The sequence below is a fragment of the Cyclobacterium sp. L-R genome (assembly GCF_056859355.1).
The window spans coordinates 1-17,833 of sequence record NZ_JBSXOH010000031.1 but is presented as its reverse complement, the minus strand read 5'-3'; the positions used below and the strand labels follow the sequence as shown (position 1 = coordinate 17,833).

The window sequence follows — 17,833 nt, the reverse complement described above, 5'->3', positions numbered from 1 at the left end:
TATTTTAAATACAATTAAAAATTCAGTGTGGCAATGACTAAAATTAGTTATTGCTACACTGTTCTTTGGAATCAATTTAGCCTGACATGATTTATTTAAAACACCAAGTCTTAATCCTACTTTTTTTATCTCTTATCTCAATTCAAGGGTATGCACAATCAGAAAATGAAAATAGTTTAAAAGTTGGCTGGTCTACAGCCAACATAACGCCTGATATGCCTGTATTAGTGGCTGGGCAATTTCATGCCAGACTGTCCGAAGGGGTGATGGATCCTGTTACAGCTACAATTTTAGCTCTTGAGTCAGGAGGAGGCGAGAATGCTGAGAAAACAATTTGGATAAGTTGCGACCTGGTGGGAATTAGTGATGGAATGAGGACTACGGCCAATTTACGGGATGAAATAAGAAACAGGGTTATCAAAGCAATTCCTGCTATTTGGCCAGAACAAATAATTGTTAATGCTACCCATACCCATGCGGCACCATACGTGGCATCTACAGCTGCTGTCGAAGACATTTATGGGGTAAGCTTGGAACAAATGGCAGACGGTAAACCAGCAATGTCCCCAGCAGACTATATACCCTTTGCAGCAGACAAAATAGCTGATGGAGTTATTAATGCATGGGAAAATAGGAAACCTGGGGGAATGAGCCTGGGACTTGGACATGCTGTTGTGGGATTAAATAGACTTCAGGCCCTCAAACATGGCAAATCTTTGATGTATGGTAATACCAATTCAACTGAATTTAGTCATATAGAAGGACATGAGGACCATAGCTTAAACCTGATGTATTTCTGGGATATAAATAAGCAATTGACCGGTGTAATTATCAATATAGCATCACCTTCACAAGTAAGTGAACATTCTTACAAATTGTCAGCAGACTTTTGGCATGACACCAAAGAGGCTTTAAGAAAAAGTTTAGGTGAATCAGTATATGTTTTGGCACAAGCCAGTGCGGCAGGTGACCAATCTCCTCATGTAATGGTCGGCTCCAAGGCCGAAGAACGGATGCAACAACTCTTAGGCTTTGATGAAGAAGGGACAGGCAGAGGAAGTCTTGGTCAACGCAAGCAAATTGCCAAGCGAATAGCTGATGAAGTCATCGATCTATTTCCAGTCATGAAGGCCAATATAGAATGGTCTCCTGAGTTCAAACATGAAATGAAATTGGTGCCACTTTCCAGACGTCTCCTTAGCAAAGAGGATGTAGCGGAGGCCACTAAGGAGGCTAAAACCTGGCAGGCAGAATATGACAAATTGAAAGCTGAGCTGCGCGACAATCCCTCAATAATAAAAACGCCAAGGTGGTACAAGGCCATCACTATCAGTTACAGCAAGCTAAGAAGAGGTTTGGTAGTATCTGAAAGGTTTGAGTTGGAAAAAGTCCAGCCTAAAATGCCCATAGAAGTGCATGTTGTAAGGATTGGTGATGCTGTTTTTGCAACAAATCCATTTGAGCTTTACCTTGATTATGGGATGCAAATGAAGGCGCAGAGCCCAGCCATTCAAACTTTTATTGTGCAATTAACAGGATCAGGTTCTTATTTACCTACCAAACGTTCCATAGAAGGAGGTGCTTATGGTGCTGTTCCGGCGAGCACACTTATGGGCCCTAAAGGAGGGGATGAATTGGTAGCTGAAACGCTTTCGATTATTAATACCATGTGGTAAGCTTAACATTACCGCTTTAATCAGAAAAGTTTCAGCCATGGATATAAACCACGGTTTCATATAAAAACGGATCTGATAAATAAATTAAATCATTAATTTATCATTATGGAAAAACAAACGCATATCGATTTTCGAGTTTCAAATTTTAAGAAAAACCTATTTTTAGCCATCTCATTCTTCACTGTTTTTACTGCTTTCCAGTTACTACCAAATAGCGTTTTTGGTCAGGATTTGTTCGTAGGAGCAGCCGCCGTGGACATTACCCCTAAACTACCTGTAGCTGTAGATGGTCAGATGACAGTCCGTATAGCAAAAGTTGCTGAAACCCCATTGACAGCCAATGTCATTGTTTTGGAATCAAAGGGGGAGACCACGACAGTATTGGTATCCTGTGATATGGTAACCATACCCACAGAATTAAAAGAAATGATCCAAAATCAGGTGAAAAAAAGCCTGCCTGGTTTAGATACCAAAAAAATTATAATAAACGCCACCCATACCCACACTGGAGGTGTTGTGAGAGACAATCGATACAATATTCCTGAAGGAGTTACACAGGTAAAGGATTATTTGAAATTTGTATCAGATAAGGTGGCTAAAACCATTGTTACTGCTTACAATAAACGTGAAAGAGGTAGTGTTTCTTGGGGCATTAGCCATGCAAAAGTAGCCTACAATAGAAGAGCAGTATATGAAGATGGTACAGCTAAAATGTATGGGCGTACTCATGAAGCAAATTTCATTAAAGTCGAAGGCTTTGAAGATCAGGCCATTCAATCTTTGTTTTTTTGGAACCAAAAAGGAGAATTTGTAGCCACTTGCATCAATGTACCTAGTCCGGCACAAATAGTGGAAAATAGGTCTACAGTAAATGCCGACTACTGGCACCCTGTTCGGGAAGGTTTAAAGGAGAAATATGGCCAGCAATTGGTAGTGGCAGGATGGATAGGAGCAGCAGGTGACCAAACGCCTAGGCCTAGGTATGATGAATTTGCAGAGTGGAGGATGATCGCTTTGCGCAATGAAAAAAAGAGTCCTGATTTTGCTGAACATTATGGTGATGTAAATTTCAGAAATGAATACCACCTAAATGAGATCGCTGGAAGGATAATACGTGCAGTAGATGAAACCTATGAAACGGTAAAAATTGACAAGCATGATGCTCCTGTTATGAAGCATGAGGTGAACAATATTGAGCTTCCAATGCGCTTGGTGACCGAAACAGAATACAATCATGCGCTAAAAATGAGGGCCGAGGACATGAAAGATCCTGAGAGCGCTCAAAAATTCAGCCGTAGAATTGTCTGGTACAGCAAAGTAGTAGACCGATATGAAATTCAGAAATCAAATCCACAACCTATGTATCCGGTAGAGCTTCATGCTTTGCGAATTGGTGATGTTGTAGTTTGTACCAATCCATTTGAACTATTTACTGAATATGGTATTCAAATGAAAGCAAGAAGCAATGCCATGCAGACCTTTGTGCTTCAATTGGTGGGGCCAGGTAATTACCTACCGACCAAAGAAGCCGTTCGTGGTGGTCATTATTCTGCAATTGTGGAGAGCAACGAAGTAGGTCCTGAAGGAGGACAGATTTTGGTGAACTGGTCTGTAGCAATGATCAATAAGCTTTGGCCGGATTAATCTGGAAACTGATTGGTATTTATAAGCTTCAAATTTGAATTGCAGTAAAATGGTAAAGAAAATTTTCAATAAAATAGCAATAGTTACTTGCTTAACCCTTTTTCTAGTTGCTCCTGTTGTGGCCTCACAACTATATATAGGGGCTAGAACGGTAGACATTACACCAGAATTGCCTGTTGCCGTTACAGGTCAATTCCATCTTAGGATTGCTGAAGTAGCGGAAACCCCTTTGGCAGCAACAGTATTGGTAATGGAGACCAGAGGAAGCTCAGGAGATCTTGCCATCATCGTTTCATGTGATGCCCTGTATATCCCTACTGATTTGGTTGCACTTGTGAGGCAAAGGGTGAAAAAGCAATTGCCGGAAATAGACGAAAACAAAATTTTCCTCAATGCTACCCATACGCACACAGCACCTGTTTTAGCACTAGAGGGGGAATATTTGATTCCTAAAACAGGGGTTACCCAGGTCAAGGATTATCGCAAATTCTTTGTGGATAAAGTAAGTACTGCTATTGTTGAAGCTTGGAACGATAGGGCTCCAGGATCTGTGGCTTGGGGAATGGGCTATGCTGTGGCAGGTTATAATAGACGAATTGTTTATTCGGATGGTACTTCCGGCATGAGTAGTAAAACCAATTTACCTGAATTTAGAAGTTTTGAAGGTTCAGAGGACCACAATGTCAATACATTATTTTTTTGGGATGAAAAGGGTAAGCTAGTATCCATGGTTGTAGGGGTAGCAAGTCCTTCTCAGGAAGTGGAAGGCCGCTATGCTGTCAATGCAGATTACTGGCATCCGGTACGAGAAGGCCTTAAGGAAAAATATGGAAAGGATGTGAATGTATTGGGATGGGCCGCTGCTGCAGGTGACATTACGCCCCATATGAGGTACAGAAAAGATGCCGATGACAGGATGCGAAACCTGAGAAAGCTTAGCAGAACAGAAGAATTGGCTCGAAGAATAATTCTGGCAGTAGATGAATCTTTTGCCGCAGTAGCAGAAGAAAGACATTCAGCGCCCTTGTTTGAGCATCATGTAGAGGAATTGCCATTGCCTGAGCGTTGGGTCACTGAAAAAAACTATTTGGAAGCCAAAGCTTTTGTCAAAAATGCAAAAGAACAAATAGCCGAGGATCCCAAGGCAGCGGATGCTCTTTACCGCATGATGAACTGGCAGGAAAGAACGGTGAAACGCTACGAGAAGCAATTGGAAAACCCAAAACAATTGTACCCAATGGACCTTCATGTAATCAGGTTGGGAGACATCGCCATCTGTACCAATGAATTCGAGCTGTTTTCGGATTTTGGCATTCGAATGATTGCCAGAAGCAAAGCTTTGCAAACTTTCGTGATACAGCTTGCCGGAAGCTCAGATTGGGGTTCTTACTTACCCACACAGCGTGCCGTAAATGGTGGGGCTTATAGTGCAATCATCCATAGCAATATAGTAGGTCCCGAAGGAGGACAGGTATTGGTAGACAGGACCGTGGAGGTGATTGATAAATTGTGGAACAAATAAGTTAAATAGTAAAACAATAATATTATGGTGAGATTATGTGTGTTACTGGCCATGGCCTTTTGGTTGAATGGGCCATTACAAGCCAATGATCTGTATCTGGGAGCAGCAACAGCAGACATTAGCCCTGAATTACCCGTGGCACTTATGGGACAGTTTCATATGAGAATTGCAGAAACGGCGGACACCCCTTTGTATGCAGGTATAGTGGCCATTGAATCAAGAGATGGTGAGGCTGGATTGGATACCGCAGTTTTTGTTTCCTGTGACCTGGTGTATATTTCTGCCCGTTTGCGCCAGGAGCTTAGGGATGAGGTAGCCAAACGAATTCCTGGCTTTAATGTAAACAAAATCATCGTAAGCGCAACCCATACCCATACTGCACCGGTTTTGGAAGACGATTTGGAAGAATCTTCCTTTATCTACCCTATACCGGAACAAGGAGTGACCAAGGTGAAGGATTACAGGGCATTATTTGTAAGAAATGTAGCAGATGGGATTGTTGAAGCTTGGGAAAATCGTAGCAAAGGAAGCGTAACCTGGGGAATGGAACGTACAGCGGTAGGGTATAATCGACGAACGGTCTACAAAGACGGTACCAGTGTAATGTATGGGAATACCAATAAAGACGAATTTCAAAACCTTGAAGGCTATGAAGACCATGACATGAATGCTTTGTTCTTCTGGAACGATGCGGATGAGTTGTTGGCAATGAGTGTAGATGTAGCCTGTCCTGCACAGGAGTTTGAGCATAAAACTACTGTGAATGCAGATTATTGGCATCCAGTAAGAGAAAAACTAAAAGCGCGCTTTGGAAATGAGGTAAGTGTATTGGGATGGATAGGCGCTGCCGGAGACCAATCACCACATAGTATGTACCGAAAAGCCGGTTTGGCAAGAATGGAGAAGCTTTCTCAAAAGACCCGTATGGATGACATCGCTGAACGCATTATCAGGGCAGTGGAAAACACCTATGAAATCGTGAAAAATGACAGTCATAGTAATGTTGCCTTTTTTCACGAAACTGAAAACCTGGAACTTCCTATGCGAATCATCACCGAAGAAGAATACATTGAATCGGAGAAAGTAGTCAAAGATTGTCAGGATCAAATTGCAGCAGATCCTAGTAAAAAGCCATTGCTTTATGCAAAGATGACTTGGTTTGGAGATGTCTTAAAAAGGTACAAAGCACAGCAGAAAAATCCTGAAGCGACCTATGCATCAGAGATTCATGTTCTAAGAATTGGAGATGCCGCCATCGCTACCAATCAATTTGAATTGTTTACCGATTATGGTATTCGCATTCAAGCCAGAAGCAAAGCCATTCAAACCTTTGTCATACAGCTGGCTGGCCCGGGCACCTATCTACCTACCGAAAAGGCCATTTCAGGTGGAGGCTATAGTGCAGTTTGTCAAAGTAATGTAGTTGGTGCTGAAGGCGGGCAACTTTTAGTTGATCGTACCATCGAAATTATAGATAGTTTTTGGGAGGAAAAAGAGGAAGTTCGCCTAAAGAAAAAATTATAAGTCCATCCATCTACAAACCTTAGCCAATGGAGCTTTTACCCTAATAAATAATGAAACAAACAATACTTAGTAATACGTTTACTTTTTTATGCCTTACCGCTGTCTGCTGCCTGCCTGGTTGTGGAGACAAAGGGGCCAGTTCGGCTTCAGATGGATCCATTGCTCCCAAGGATGCTATTGCTTCTTTTGAGCTTGCACCTGGTTTTCAAATGGAGATAATAGCCAATGAACCCTTGGTAATGGATCCCGTGGACATGGAAATAGATGAATTTGGGAGAATGTACGTGGTGGAAATGCCAGGATACCCCATTGATAAAAGTGGTACCGGAAGGATCGCATTGTTGTCCGATACAGATGATGATGGGGTAATGGACCAGCGAACAATCTTCGCGGACAACCTGGTATTGCCAAATGGTATTTTGAGATGGAAAAAGGGAGTTTTGATAACAGATGCTCCAGATGTTTTGTACCTGGAAGATACCGATGGAGACGGGGTGGCTGATGTTCGGGAAACCATAATGACCGGATTCTCCTTGTCCAATCCACATGTAAATGTCAACAATCCTGTTTATGGAATAGACAATTGGATCCATTTATCTCACCTGGGGCATATTGGTACAAGAAAATATGAGGCTGAGTTTGGTGACAAAGGTTCAGCCATTGTTTTTCCCAACAACCCTGAAGGTACAGAACTACCTAAAAATGCCAATGGCCATTCGGTAAGATTTAAACCTGATATTCAGGTGGCAGAGTTGGCTTCCACACGTTCCCAGTTCGGCCATACCTTTGACCGTTGGGGGAGGTATTTATTGACACACAATCAAAACCATATTTACCACGAAGTCATTGCCGCACCTTACCTTTCCCGAAACCCAGGCTTACTTGTATCCAATGCAAGTGAATCCATCTCGGATCATGGAAAGGAAACAGAAGTCTTTCAAATAACCACTAACCCAGACCGTCAGCTTTTTACCCCAGTTGGGCTGACGACTTCTTCCAGTGGTATTACGGCCTATCTTGGCGGTGCGTTTCCAGCCCCATTTGACAAGGCAGTTTTTGTGTCTGAATCCGTGAGTAACTTGGTGCATGTGGATATTTTGAAGGAGAAAGGGGCTACTTTCGTTGCCGAAAGGTTGAGAGATAACAAAGAATTTTTGGCCTCAAAAGATTCTTGGTCCAGACCAGTAAACATGTATGTAGGCCCTGATGGTGCATTGTATGTGTTGGATTATTATCGTAGAATTATTGAGCATCCCGAGTGGATGTCTGATGAAGCTGTTGCTGCTGGTGGGCTTTCTGATGGAGTAGGGATGGGGAGAATTTTTAGAATTACCCCCGAGGGAGCTGGAAAAGCAGATTGGTCTTCAGGTTTAACATTAGGCAAGGAAAGTCCTCAGGAATGGGTTCAACATCTTGCCAGTAAAAACAATTGGTGGAGAAACAATGCGCAAAGACTCTTGGTTACCGCCCAAAGTCAGGAGGTAATTCCAGATTTGGAAAAGATGGCCAAAAATCAAGATTCGGCCGAAGGACGATTGCATGCTTTGTGGACTTTAGAGGGTTTGAAAGGCCTAAGTACTGAGCTTATCATCGATGCGCTAAATGATCCTGAAGCAGGTGTTAGGGAAAATGCCATCAAGCTAGCCGAAATGCACCTAAGCGAATCCAATGAATTAGTTGCTGCGTTGCTTGAATTAAAAGCGGATCCAAATGCCAGAGTAAGGTTTCAACTACTCTGCACCCTAGGATTTATTGAGACGCCTGAAGCGGCACAAGTAGCTGATGAATTGTTGTTTCAAGACTTGTCAGATGAATGGGTACAGATCGCAGCCCTGTCGGCATCTTCCTCTCAAAACATGCCTTTGCTTCGCACAGTGCTCAGCCGTTTTGACAAAGATCAACCTGCTTATGGTAGTCTGATTAGGCGATTAACGGCCATGATTACTGCAAATGAAAATGATGGAGAAGCAGAAAAATTGCTGCAAAAAGCCCTGGACTTATCAGGAAATAAAGGATGGGAAGCCGCAGTGCTTGATGGCATAGCCGATGGTGTCAAACGAAATGAAGAGAATGAGGAGATTTTGACAAATTATCTGGATAAAATTGTACTGGCCTTTTTTGAGCACCCGGATGCTAAGCTTAGAAAATCTGCTTTGAACTTGATTAAAACCTTGGATTTCAAGGACGAGAACTTGCTTAAATCCAGCATGGACAAAGCCATGGCTATAGCTACTGATCAGTCTATTCCTGAGAGCCGAAGAGTCGAAGTCTTAAGGTTCTTACCAGAGGGAAATGTAAGCCCTTATGCCGGACAGTTAAAAGGAATGATTGCTACTACTGAACCGATTGTATTGCAAATCGCAGCCATGCAAGCCTTGGGGAATATTAAAGGAACAGAAGTGCCTGAATATGTTCTTGCCAAATGGAATTCCCTGACCCCTGAAATAAGGGATGTTGCATTGGGAACCTTTATGAGCGAATCCGAGAGGGTCAAATTATTGCTGGAGGCGCTAAAAGATGGTGAAATTCCCACAGCAGCGATTGGTTGGAAAATGAGGGTAAGGCTTATGAACAATGGTGATGAAGCCACGCGTAATTTTGCAAGAGAACTATTGACTAAGGATGAAGGAGAGGAAATCAATAAGCGGTACCAGAAGGCTTTGGAAATAAACGGAGATCCTATTGCCGGAAAATCAGTGTACATAGAAAATTGTGCCCTTTGCCATCAATTTAGAGGAAAAAGTGGAGTGGCTTTTGGACCTGATCTTGGAACATTGCACAACTGGCATCCAAAAGACCTTATGGCCAATATTCTGGATCCCAATTTATCTATCGCTCCAGGCTTTGATTTATGGGAAGTGATGCTTAAAGATGGAGAAATTATTCAGGGGATGATCATGAATGAAACTTCAGCGGCGATAAGTCTAAGAATTTCCCCAGGTGTAGAAAAAACCATAAACAGGCAGGACATAGAATCCATAAAAGGAATGCAACTTTCGTTGATGCCAGGCTTGGCTGAACAGCTCGACCAGCAAAAAATCGCAGACCTGATGGCCTTTATTAGAAATTCAGAATAAAGAGAAAATTTATACACCATTAGTAAAATAGAAGACTATGTTAAAAAAATATTGGGTGTTTATGACTTTGCCAGTATTGTTGCTTGTTTTTGCAAGCATGGTTAAAAATCCTGCACAGGAATGGTCAGTTAAAAAAAGTGACTGGAACATCGGCGTGGCCTTGTATTCCTTCAATAGGTTTCCTTTTCCAACCACATTGGAAAAGGCAAAAACTGCGGGAGTTAAATATGTGGAAGGCTTTGATTTTCACAAGTTAGGTTCAGATTTTGGTGATAAAACCATGAATGAACTGGTACCTTCAGATGCGAAAAAGGTTAGAAAACTTTTGAAGAAGAATGGGTTGAAGATGAAATCCATGTATGTGGGCAAAGCACAAGACAAAGAATGTTGGGAAAAAGCTTTTCAGCTGGCTAAATCCTTGAAAATTGAATACATGGTAGCTGAACCTAAAAGAGAGCATTGGGACATGGTGGATAAACTTGCCGGAGAGTATAAGATCAAAATAGCCTTGCACCAGCATTCAAGGGTGGCCGGAAGTATTTACTGGCATCCGGATTCAGTCCTATCCGCCATCAAGAACCATCCGAATTTCGGGGCCTGTGGAGATTTGGGACATTGGACTAGAAGTGGCCTTGACGCTGTGGAAAGCCTTAAAAAGCTGGAAGGCCATTTGATCAGCATTCACCTTAAGGACCTTGATGCCTCCAAACAATCGGCTAAGGATGTGAGGGTAGGTGAAGGAGTGATTGACTTTGAAGGTGTGGTTCAAGAACTTCAAAGGCAGCAATTTGATGGGGAAGTCTATGCTGAATGTGAGCATAAAATGGAGGATAATCTTGAAGATGTTACCCATGCTGTCAAGTATTTTGGCAACCTGACCCCTTGATTTAAACCCAAAATAAACCAATACTATGAAAAGGAGAACTTTTTTTAAGAATAGCCTTGTTGCAGGTGCTGCTACTTTTGCGGGGCTTAGTTTGCCATTAGGAAGAGAAGCTGTAGCAAAGACCAGCCCTTTTAATATGAAATTTTCACCCGATTTTGGGCTGTTTGCCGATGTGGCTGGAAAGGCGCCGGAAGACCAGATAAGGTGGGGGCATGACAATGGGTTTCACGCATGGGAATGCACCTTTTTGCAAAGACGTCCATTGGAAGAACAAAACATAATCAGTAACACCCTCCAAAAACTTGGGATGGATTTCGGACAGTTTGTAGGGACCATGGATTTTAAGCAGGTAACCTTTGCTGGACGGGATGAAAGCATCAGAGACAATGTGCTTAAGGAAGTCAGGGCTTCTGTGGAAGTTGCCAAGCGAATGAATACCAAATTTATTCACAATGTACTTGGAATGGCTGATCCAAGATTACCCTGGGACTTTCAAATGGCCAATGCCACGGAGCTCTTGAAGCGGGTTGCCGAAATCTACGAACCCCATGGATTGGTAATGGTAATGGAAACCATGAACCATAAAATAAACCATCCTGGCATGTTTCTACATTCTTTGCCACAGTCCTATGCCATGGCAAAGGCTGTGGATAGTCCTAGTGTAAAATTACTTTGTGACGTGTACCATGTGCAGATCCAGGAAGGGAATTTAATACCTAGCATTGATTATGCCTGGGATCAAATTGCCTATTTTCAAATAGGTGACACACCTGGTCGTTTTGAACCCATGTCTGGGGAAATCAATTACAAAAATTTACTGCAACATATCTGGGACAAAGGGTATAGAGGCTTTTTAGGCCTTGAACATAGTTCTAGCATGCCAGGAAAAGCTGGCGATTTGGCTGTTCTGGAAGCCTACAAACAAGTTGACCCATCATAAATATTAATAAGCTATGAAAAAGATTCTATCAAAAGATTTTATGCTGTTCGGGAGGAACATAAGGCTACACGGATTGACCATTTGTATGGTATTTTTGACCTACATGGTTTCTGTCCCCGGGTTTTCTCAAGGGAATAGGTCCTTCCAGGCAGGAGCCCACAAGAGTAATATTACCCCTAAATTAGGTGGCCCAATCATTGGGAATTGGAATTCCCCTCCTGCAGAATATGTACATGATGAATTGTATGCCCGAAGTATTGTTATGGATGATGGAGAGAATAAATTGGTAATGGTTACTGTAGACAATGTTGGCGTTGACCAAAAAGTTTTTGATGTAGCCAAGCAGCGGATTGAGGAAGCCACAGGAATTCCCGCTTCACATATTCTGATAGCATCTACCCATACCCATTCTGCTACAAGTGCTAGAGGTGTGGGGGAAAAAGGCAGGGAATGGCACCCTGATGAACCATTAGATGATTACCAATCCTTTATGGCTTCCAGAATCTCGGATGGTGTACAAATTGCCCTGGGTAACCTTGAGCCGGCAAGGATAGGCTGGGGATCTGTGGATGTACCACAACATGTATTCAACAGACGTTGGAAGATGAAGCCGGGTACACCAACCCCAAATCCTTTGGGAGGGAATGACATTGCCGTGATGAACCCTGGAGTGGGTAACCCAAACCTATTGGAACCGGCTGGTCCTACAGACCCTGAGGTTTCTTACCTTTCTATACAAGCAACAGACGGTCGGCCTTTGGCGCTCTTTGCCAATTACTCCTTGCATTATGTAGGAGGTGTTCCTACAGGCCATGTGTCAGCAGATTATTTTGGTATGTTTGCTGACAAGATTCAGGAATTACTTGGCGCAGACCGACAGAATCCGGGCTTTGTTGCCATGATGTCCAATGGTACTTCCGGGGATATAAACAATATCAATTTCCAAGGCCCTAGGGTAAACCGCCCTCCTTATGAAAAAATGAAGTTGGTGGCAGATGATGTGGCCAAGGCAGTGATGAAAGGATACCATGATATAAACTATTTGGATTGGGTGCCTTTGGATGCCAAACAAGCGCAATTGAACCTAAAAGTTCGAAGGCCAAGTCCAGAATTGGCCAAGTTTGTAGAGGAAGTGAATGCCAGGCCCGAAACTGTAGAAGGCAGGCATAGACTTGAAAAAACTTATGCCAAGCGGATTAAGCAGATGGAAACCTTTCCAGACTACATTGATGTAATCATCCAAGGTTTTAAAATTGGAGATTTAAGTATTGGCGCCATACCTTTTGAGACCTTTGTAGAGATAGGCTTAGAGTTGAAACAAAAAAGTCCAATGAAAGATCATTTTACCATAGCCTTGGCCAATGGCCTCTATGGTTATCTGCCAACTCCTGCTCAACATAAATTGGGAGGCTACGAAACCTGGCTTTCCACCAATAGGGTAGAAGAAGTAGCTTCTGACAAGATCGTCGCCCAATTGTTAGCTCTATTTAACGATTTGAAATAAGAGAAGACTTTCAATAGTCATTTTTACGTACTGAATTAGCCATTAAATAATGGAGTTTGACTTCACCATGGAGAGAAATTTTCTCTTTGTGGTGAAGTTTTTTTGGTTTGTAGGGGTTGAGATTCTTTTGAAAATAATTTGTAGTTTGGATAATATTTGATTTCCATGAGTAAATACAACCCAAATATCCACCATCGTAGGTCTATTCGGTTAAAGGGATACGATTATTCGCAAGCAGGATTGTATTTTATCACAATATGTTGTCAGGACAGGATTTGTCGTTTTGGGCAGGTTGAAAATGGCAAAATGAAATTGAATGAATATGGTAAAATCGCACATAATGAATGGTTAAATACACCCAAAATTCGCACAAATGTCGAATTGGGAGAATTTGTAATTATGCCAAACCACATCCACGGCATCATCGAAATACACGATAGGGGCGAATTGAATTCGCCCGTAACCAAAGAATTGAATTCGCCCGTAACCAAAGAATCGCACGAGCGTAAGGGCGTTTGCAAAACGCCCCCACACCCCATCCCACAACAGCCACAGCCCCCAAAATCACCATCAAATAATATTGGTGCGATTGTTCGAGGATATAAATCATCTGTTACCAGACAAATTGGGTTGTTGGGGTTTAAGGGAAAATTATGGCAACGCAATTATTATGAACACATCATCCGCGATGAAAAAGCATTTCAAAATATATCTGAATACATAAAAAATAATTCGATCAAATGGATGGGTGATAAATTTTATTTGAAATGAACGGGGAAATTCCTGTCTTGGGATAATCTGCAATTCTATATTTATGAGTAGTCCGTTATAATGCGGTAACTAAGGCTTCGGCTCTGCTCAGCCACCGTTTCTGTTTCGCCCATCCAGTTGTAATTTGTAATTACACCTTCTTATCTTTTGGAATTGGTAATTCTATTACCAATTGATAACTGGTTACGATCCGCATACTAAGACTTCGACTCCGCTCAGTCACCCCATCGTTATCCTAATCGGTTTTTTTCATTGCTTATAAGCAGAATGAATGGATACAAGGAAAGCGAACAATCCTAGCCCTGAAATAAGCAGTACAGGAAAACCAAAGATGATCAGGAAAAAAAGGGAAAAGAAGCTAAAAATAGCATTTCTAGGTAAGTCTGAAATTTCTTTTGAACTATTGATTATTGCATATAAGCCGAGGTTCAAAGATATAAGCAGTAGTGACAATGAGAGGGCCTGCCCAATATTTGGGAGGTCTGGAAAATGAATTGCCAAATACAAAAGTTCAGCTACAATGATTTGAAGGGTACTGTAAAGGTGTAACCAGGCTTTTCGAAGAAAAGGGCGGGGTAGATTAAGAAAATAGGCTAGATTACCTTGCTCAAATTCCTTTTTCTCCAACCAGATGGGGAAGTTAATGTAGGCCACACAAAGTAATCCAAATTGCAACCACCTTTCGTCATAGGTATCTGTTGTATAGGAATAAAAGAACAGTTTAAGTAAGATTAATTGGAGGATTTTTGAGGCCAATAAAAGTAGAGGTCTGTTTTCCTTAAGATGAACGAGCAGCCAATAAGCTCTTTTAATAGGGAAGTTTTTTAAACCATACTGTTTTAATGGAATGGGTTTTTGTTCAGGTAAAGCCTGAGAAAGCATTGTAACCAATAAATTCTTATGAGCGAAAAACATAACAGTTAGCAAAAACCAGAGGAAAAATGGTTGATACCAGTAGCCCATTTCTATTGCCAGGTAGGTTAAGAAGGAAGCATAAAAAAGCAGTAACAAGTGGTTGTATACCCAGATGCGCAATTGATACCTGAAAATATCTTTTGAACTGAAAAGGGCCAATTGATGAAATACTCGGTATTTAAGTCCTTGGATTAAATTAATATGGAAGCGGTATTGGAGCAAGCCATAGATCACAAACACTAAAAGTAAGGTAGCAAAAGCAAAGGGATGTTGTAAGATTCTTTCACCAATTTTGATGTGCTGAGGCGCTTCCATTAAAAGCCCAAATACAATAAAGACCACTACAAAAAAACCAAAATAAGCTTTGTAAAATGGGCTGACAAAAGCTTTTACAAATATATTTTTCATAGTAGCTATTGAATCCTTCCCTTAGAAATGGTATGTACAGAGTCAAAAGAGATCAAATTAATAAATTCGGTTTGATGGGAAGAGATCAAAAAACTTACCCCTTCAGTTCTTTTTAGTTTAATTAACTCTATGAGGTTTTCCAGTGAGGACTTGTCAATGGTTGTAAAAGGCTCATCGAGAATGATCAACTTTGGTTGGCCTAAAAAGGCAAGAAGTAATGAGGACTTTTTAAGCATGCCTGATGAATAAGTAGCGACAGGTTGTTCCATAAATTCGGTTACGCCAAAGCTCGATTTTAAACGTTCAATTTGATCCCTTGGAGCTTCTTTTGCTTTGGCAACAAACAGGATGAGCTCACTCAAGCTTAAAAATTCGGGGTAAAGTGGTTCTGCTTCAGCATAATTGACCTTCTTTCGAAATGCCAATGGTTTCTTTTCAAGGTTTAAATCATCCAATAAAATCTCTCCTTGAAAGGTTTGTATGCCTACTATTGCTTTAAAAAGTGTAGATTTTCCCGCTCCATTTTTACCCTGGATCAAATGTATACCTTCATTCAATAGCAGGGAATCAATTTCTAATTGAAATCCTGTAGAATATTTTTTTAAGAAATGTTGAATTTCCAGCATTTTGTTAAATTAAATCTACTTTATCCCATTCTTCCTTAATTGGAATTTTTTAATAGAGGTGTTTTTACCTTAGAAACCATCTGAAAATGAGCTGATTTTCTACAGCATACACCTTTATCATTAGAGGAGGGAAGGGTGAACTAGATAAGAACGGCGGATATTAGATAGTATTGTAGCTTTTTTTTGTGCATCAATCCTTACAAGGACGCTATAATTTAACCACTCGACTATATTTATTCCTGTCTTTGAATCCTAATTATAATATACGGGATAAAGTAATCGGAATTGGAGCAAACTGATAGAAGAGCAATTCTTGCTTTCTAATTGGATGAAATAACAATCTACGATCAAGTCGTAATAAAATGATTTCATCGTAGGTTTTCTGATTGTATGAGACTATATTTGACTTATGGAAGATTTAATACCACAGGAGGAGCAGGCAATGCGCGTATTTTGGAAGGTTAAAAAGGGAATTGTTAGAGATATTCTTGATCAACTTCCCGAACCTAAACCACCTTACACTACATTGGCCTCTACCATTAAGTCATTGGAAAAAAAAGAATACCTCGGCCATAAAACATATGGTAAGACCCACGAGTATTTTGTGAAGATTTTAGAGTCGGAATACAAAAGGAAAAAGTTCAATAACATCATAAAGGATTTTTTTGAAGGCTCCGTCGATAATGTGTTGTCCTTTTTGGTAAACGAAAAGAAACTTACAAGCAAAGAATTAGAAGAGGTGAACAAATTGATAGAAAAGGGAGGCAAATTATGAACTCATTTTGGAATTTTCTATTAGAAGCAAGTATAGGTTTAGCCTTGGTTTGGATGGTGCATTGGTTATTTCTTAGGAAGCTTACCTTTTTCGCGTGGAGCAGGTTTTTCCTGTTAGCAGGAGTAGTATTGTCTCTTGTATTTCCCATACTTGATTTTGATCTTGCCTTGCAAAACACAGTTCCTGTTCGAGAATTTATTTTCTCTATTAATCCAGTTGAAAGTATTGTTCAAGTGTCAAATTCTTTACCATCCACTTCAATATTTGAGGTAATTGCTTATCTCTATATTGGTGTAGCGGTATTAAAATTTTTATTTTTTGCTTTCGGGATTTTTCTGGTTTTCAGAAAGATTAAATGTGCTTCAGTTCAATCATTTAAAGATGCAATGGTTTATATTCATCCTGATTTTAAACCAGCCACCTTTTTCAATAAGATTCTAATGCCTGAATTTGAAATTGGTAACAGTGAGGATCAACATATTCTCTTACATGAATCAGAACATGTTCGTCAGGGCCATTGCTGGGATCTTCTATTCCTTCATATCATAAAATCCTTTTTATGGATTAATCCCTTTGTTTACCTAATTGAAGGAGCTTTAAGAGAAGTTCATGAATACCAAGCAGATAATAAAGTGATTCAGCGTTTAGGCGTAAAAGCCTATTGCAGACTTTTGGTGAATAATTTAACCAAATATCAACCCAACCCACTTTTTCATGGGTTTAATCAATTTCAAATCAAAACAGAATTCTTATGATGAACAAACGCAAATCAACAAATGTAGAAAAGTGGAAATACTTTATTGGGTTGCCGCTATTGGTAATTATGCTAGGCATAATATCCTGTAATAAGGCAGCACCTATAGAAAAGGTAATGGCAATCAAGTCAGGTTTTAATTTCAAATCAAGTGAAGATCAAAATATAAATGAGCTCATTAAAGGGGATACAATTCGTTTTTTGGAAAGTAAACTTATTATGAAAGAAGACAATACCTATCATTTTATTGATCCAAATGGTGCAACTAAGGAGGAAGGGAAATGGAACATAAATGGCAATAAATTGACTATTATTAGTTATGATGGGAATGCGACGGAATACGATATATGGGAAGGTGAAAAATGGAGCGATGGATTGCCCATTGATAAAAATGATGCGGATATTAAGGTAGCTGGGAAACCGAAAATAGATGCGGTACAACGGTATCTTGGTGTTTCATGGAGAAAGTCTAAAGAAGGCGCTTGTTATACAACCTGAAAAAGGAAAAAAATTTAAAACAATCTACGATTTGGTCGTAGATTGTTTTTTTTATTGGAGAAATTTAAACTCATCCACTTGAAATTAATCATTAAAAAAAATAAGTTATTCCCCTGTTTTAACCCGGATTATGTAATAGGATTTCTCCGCCCTGACGATAGTAAGGGGTGATGCCTGTCCCGTGTTTACGGGAAGTGTTGCAATCGCAAGAAAATCGGTCGTGTACTGAAATAGGTTGACACAATTTAATTAAAAATTGTAAACCTATAATCGGACAAAATGAGTGAATTACAAAAGTTCTCCGAAGATGCAA

General features: G+C 40.6%; 14 protein-coding genes. 12 read left to right on the top strand and 2 right to left on the bottom strand.

Translation table 11 applies throughout. The annotated features are described in order from the left end of the window. The first annotated feature begins 86 nt into the window (after positions 1-86). The 9 genes from AC13EX_RS02400 to AC13EX_RS02360 all read left to right on the top strand — a co-directional run bounded on the left by AC13EX_RS02400 (position 87) and on the right by AC13EX_RS02360 (position 13,544). Complete coding sequence (locus AC13EX_RS02400) at positions 87-1,676, top strand: hypothetical protein (protein ID WP_482891401.1); 1,590 nt, start codon at positions 87-89, stop codon at positions 1,674-1,676. A 105-nt stretch (positions 1,677-1,781) separates the two neighbouring features. After that, positions 1,782-3,320 carry a hypothetical protein gene (locus tag AC13EX_RS02395; protein ID WP_482891400.1) on the top strand — a complete coding sequence of 513 codons (1,539 nt, stop codon included), beginning with the start codon at positions 1,782-1,784 and terminating at the stop codon, positions 3,318-3,320. A gap of 49 nt (positions 3,321-3,369) precedes the next feature. Beyond that, the gene (locus tag AC13EX_RS02390) at positions 3,370-4,842 is read left to right on the top strand and encodes a hypothetical protein (protein ID WP_482891399.1); all 1,473 of its coding nucleotides are present in this window, start codon (positions 3,370-3,372) and stop codon (positions 4,840-4,842) included. Positions 4,843-4,866: 24 nt separating this feature from the next. Further along, positions 4,867-6,366, top strand: a complete 1,500-nt coding sequence (locus tag AC13EX_RS02385; RefSeq protein ID WP_482891398.1) for a hypothetical protein — start codon at positions 4,867-4,869, stop codon at positions 6,364-6,366. 50 nt (positions 6,367-6,416) lie between these two features. Beyond that, on the top strand, positions 6,417-9,443 hold the full coding sequence (locus tag AC13EX_RS02380; protein ID WP_482891397.1) for a PVC-type heme-binding CxxCH protein: 3,027 nt from the start codon (positions 6,417-6,419) through the stop codon (positions 9,441-9,443). A gap of 37 nt (positions 9,444-9,480) precedes the next feature. Then, positions 9,481-10,329 (top strand): sugar phosphate isomerase/epimerase family protein, encoded by an 849-nt coding sequence (locus AC13EX_RS02375; protein WP_482891396.1) that lies wholly within the window; start codon positions 9,481-9,483, stop codon positions 10,327-10,329. Positions 10,330-10,354: 25 nt separating this feature from the next. Continuing rightward, positions 10,355-11,269, top strand: a complete 915-nt coding sequence (locus AC13EX_RS02370; protein ID WP_482891395.1) for a hydroxypyruvate isomerase family protein — start codon at positions 10,355-10,357, stop codon at positions 11,267-11,269. A 13-nt stretch (positions 11,270-11,282) separates the two neighbouring features. After that, positions 11,283-12,773, top strand: a complete 1,491-nt coding sequence (locus tag AC13EX_RS02365) for a hypothetical protein (RefSeq protein WP_482891394.1) — start codon at positions 11,283-11,285, stop codon at positions 12,771-12,773. A gap of 165 nt (positions 12,774-12,938) precedes the next feature. Then, positions 12,939-13,544, top strand: a complete 606-nt coding sequence (locus AC13EX_RS02360; RefSeq protein ID WP_482891393.1) for a transposase — start codon at positions 12,939-12,941, stop codon at positions 13,542-13,544. Positions 13,545-13,793: 249 nt separating this feature from the next. Here the strand turns inward: AC13EX_RS02360 and AC13EX_RS02355 are convergent, their stop codons facing one another. Both AC13EX_RS02355 and AC13EX_RS02350 read right to left on the bottom strand, forming a co-directional pair. Further along, positions 13,794-14,867, bottom strand: coding sequence for a hypothetical protein (locus AC13EX_RS02355; protein WP_482891392.1), 1,074 nt, complete (start codon positions 14,865-14,867; stop codon positions 13,794-13,796). A 5-nt stretch (positions 14,868-14,872) separates the two neighbouring features. Continuing rightward, positions 14,873-15,493, bottom strand: coding sequence for an ABC transporter ATP-binding protein (locus AC13EX_RS02350; protein WP_482891391.1), 621 nt, complete (start codon positions 15,491-15,493; stop codon positions 14,873-14,875). Between the two features lie 409 nt (positions 15,494-15,902). Here AC13EX_RS02350 and AC13EX_RS02345 point away from each other — a divergent pair, with 409 nt between their 5' ends. The 3 genes from AC13EX_RS02345 to AC13EX_RS02335 are packed head-to-tail and all read left to right on the top strand — an operon-like array spanning position 15,903 to position 17,520. Then, positions 15,903-16,268: a BlaI/MecI/CopY family transcriptional regulator gene (locus tag AC13EX_RS02345; protein WP_048643230.1), complete on the top strand. Its 366-nt coding sequence runs from the start codon at positions 15,903-15,905 to the stop codon at positions 16,266-16,268. After that, a complete protein-coding gene (locus AC13EX_RS02340) occupies positions 16,265-17,023 on the top strand; it encodes a M56 family metallopeptidase (RefSeq protein ID WP_482891390.1) in 759 nt (252 codons plus the stop codon). The genes AC13EX_RS02345 and AC13EX_RS02340 overlap by 4 nt, the downstream gene beginning before the upstream one ends. Beyond that, a complete protein-coding gene (locus AC13EX_RS02335; RefSeq protein ID WP_482891389.1) occupies positions 17,020-17,520 on the top strand; it encodes a hypothetical protein in 501 nt (166 codons plus the stop codon). The genes AC13EX_RS02340 and AC13EX_RS02335 overlap by 4 nt, the downstream gene beginning before the upstream one ends. Positions 17,521-17,833 lie beyond the last annotated feature (313 nt).

Bases quoted from the DNA above. Each gene is read 5' to 3' on its own strand.
- AC13EX_RS02375 (WP_482891396.1), top strand. From the start codon at position 9,481: ATGTTAAAAAAATATTGGGTGTTTATGACTTTGCCAGTATTGTTGCTT.
- AC13EX_RS02345 (WP_048643230.1), top strand. From the start codon at position 15,903: ATGGAAGATTTAATACCACAGGAGGAGCAGGCAATGCGCGTATTTTGG.
- AC13EX_RS02360 (WP_482891393.1), top strand. From the start codon at position 12,939: ATGAGTAAATACAACCCAAATATCCACCATCGTAGGTCTATTCGGTTA.
- AC13EX_RS02350 (WP_482891391.1), bottom strand. From the start codon at position 15,493: ATGCTGGAAATTCAACATTTCTTAAAAAAATATTCTACAGGATTTCAA.
- AC13EX_RS02340 (WP_482891390.1), top strand. From the start codon at position 16,265: ATGAACTCATTTTGGAATTTTCTATTAGAAGCAAGTATAGGTTTAGCC.
- AC13EX_RS02385 (WP_482891398.1), top strand. From the start codon at position 4,867: ATGGTGAGATTATGTGTGTTACTGGCCATGGCCTTTTGGTTGAATGGG.
- AC13EX_RS02370 (WP_482891395.1), top strand. From the start codon at position 10,355: ATGAAAAGGAGAACTTTTTTTAAGAATAGCCTTGTTGCAGGTGCTGCT.
- AC13EX_RS02335 (WP_482891389.1), top strand. From the start codon at position 17,020: ATGATGAACAAACGCAAATCAACAAATGTAGAAAAGTGGAAATACTTT.
- AC13EX_RS02365 (WP_482891394.1), top strand. From the start codon at position 11,283: ATGAAAAAGATTCTATCAAAAGATTTTATGCTGTTCGGGAGGAACATA.
- AC13EX_RS02395 (WP_482891400.1), top strand. From the start codon at position 1,782: ATGGAAAAACAAACGCATATCGATTTTCGAGTTTCAAATTTTAAGAAA.
- AC13EX_RS02355 (WP_482891392.1), bottom strand. From the start codon at position 14,867: ATGAAAAATATATTTGTAAAAGCTTTTGTCAGCCCATTTTACAAAGCT.
- AC13EX_RS02390 (WP_482891399.1), top strand. From the start codon at position 3,370: ATGGTAAAGAAAATTTTCAATAAAATAGCAATAGTTACTTGCTTAACC.
- AC13EX_RS02400 (WP_482891401.1), top strand. From the start codon at position 87: ATGATTTATTTAAAACACCAAGTCTTAATCCTACTTTTTTTATCTCTT.
- AC13EX_RS02380 (WP_482891397.1), top strand. From the start codon at position 6,417: ATGAAACAAACAATACTTAGTAATACGTTTACTTTTTTATGCCTTACC.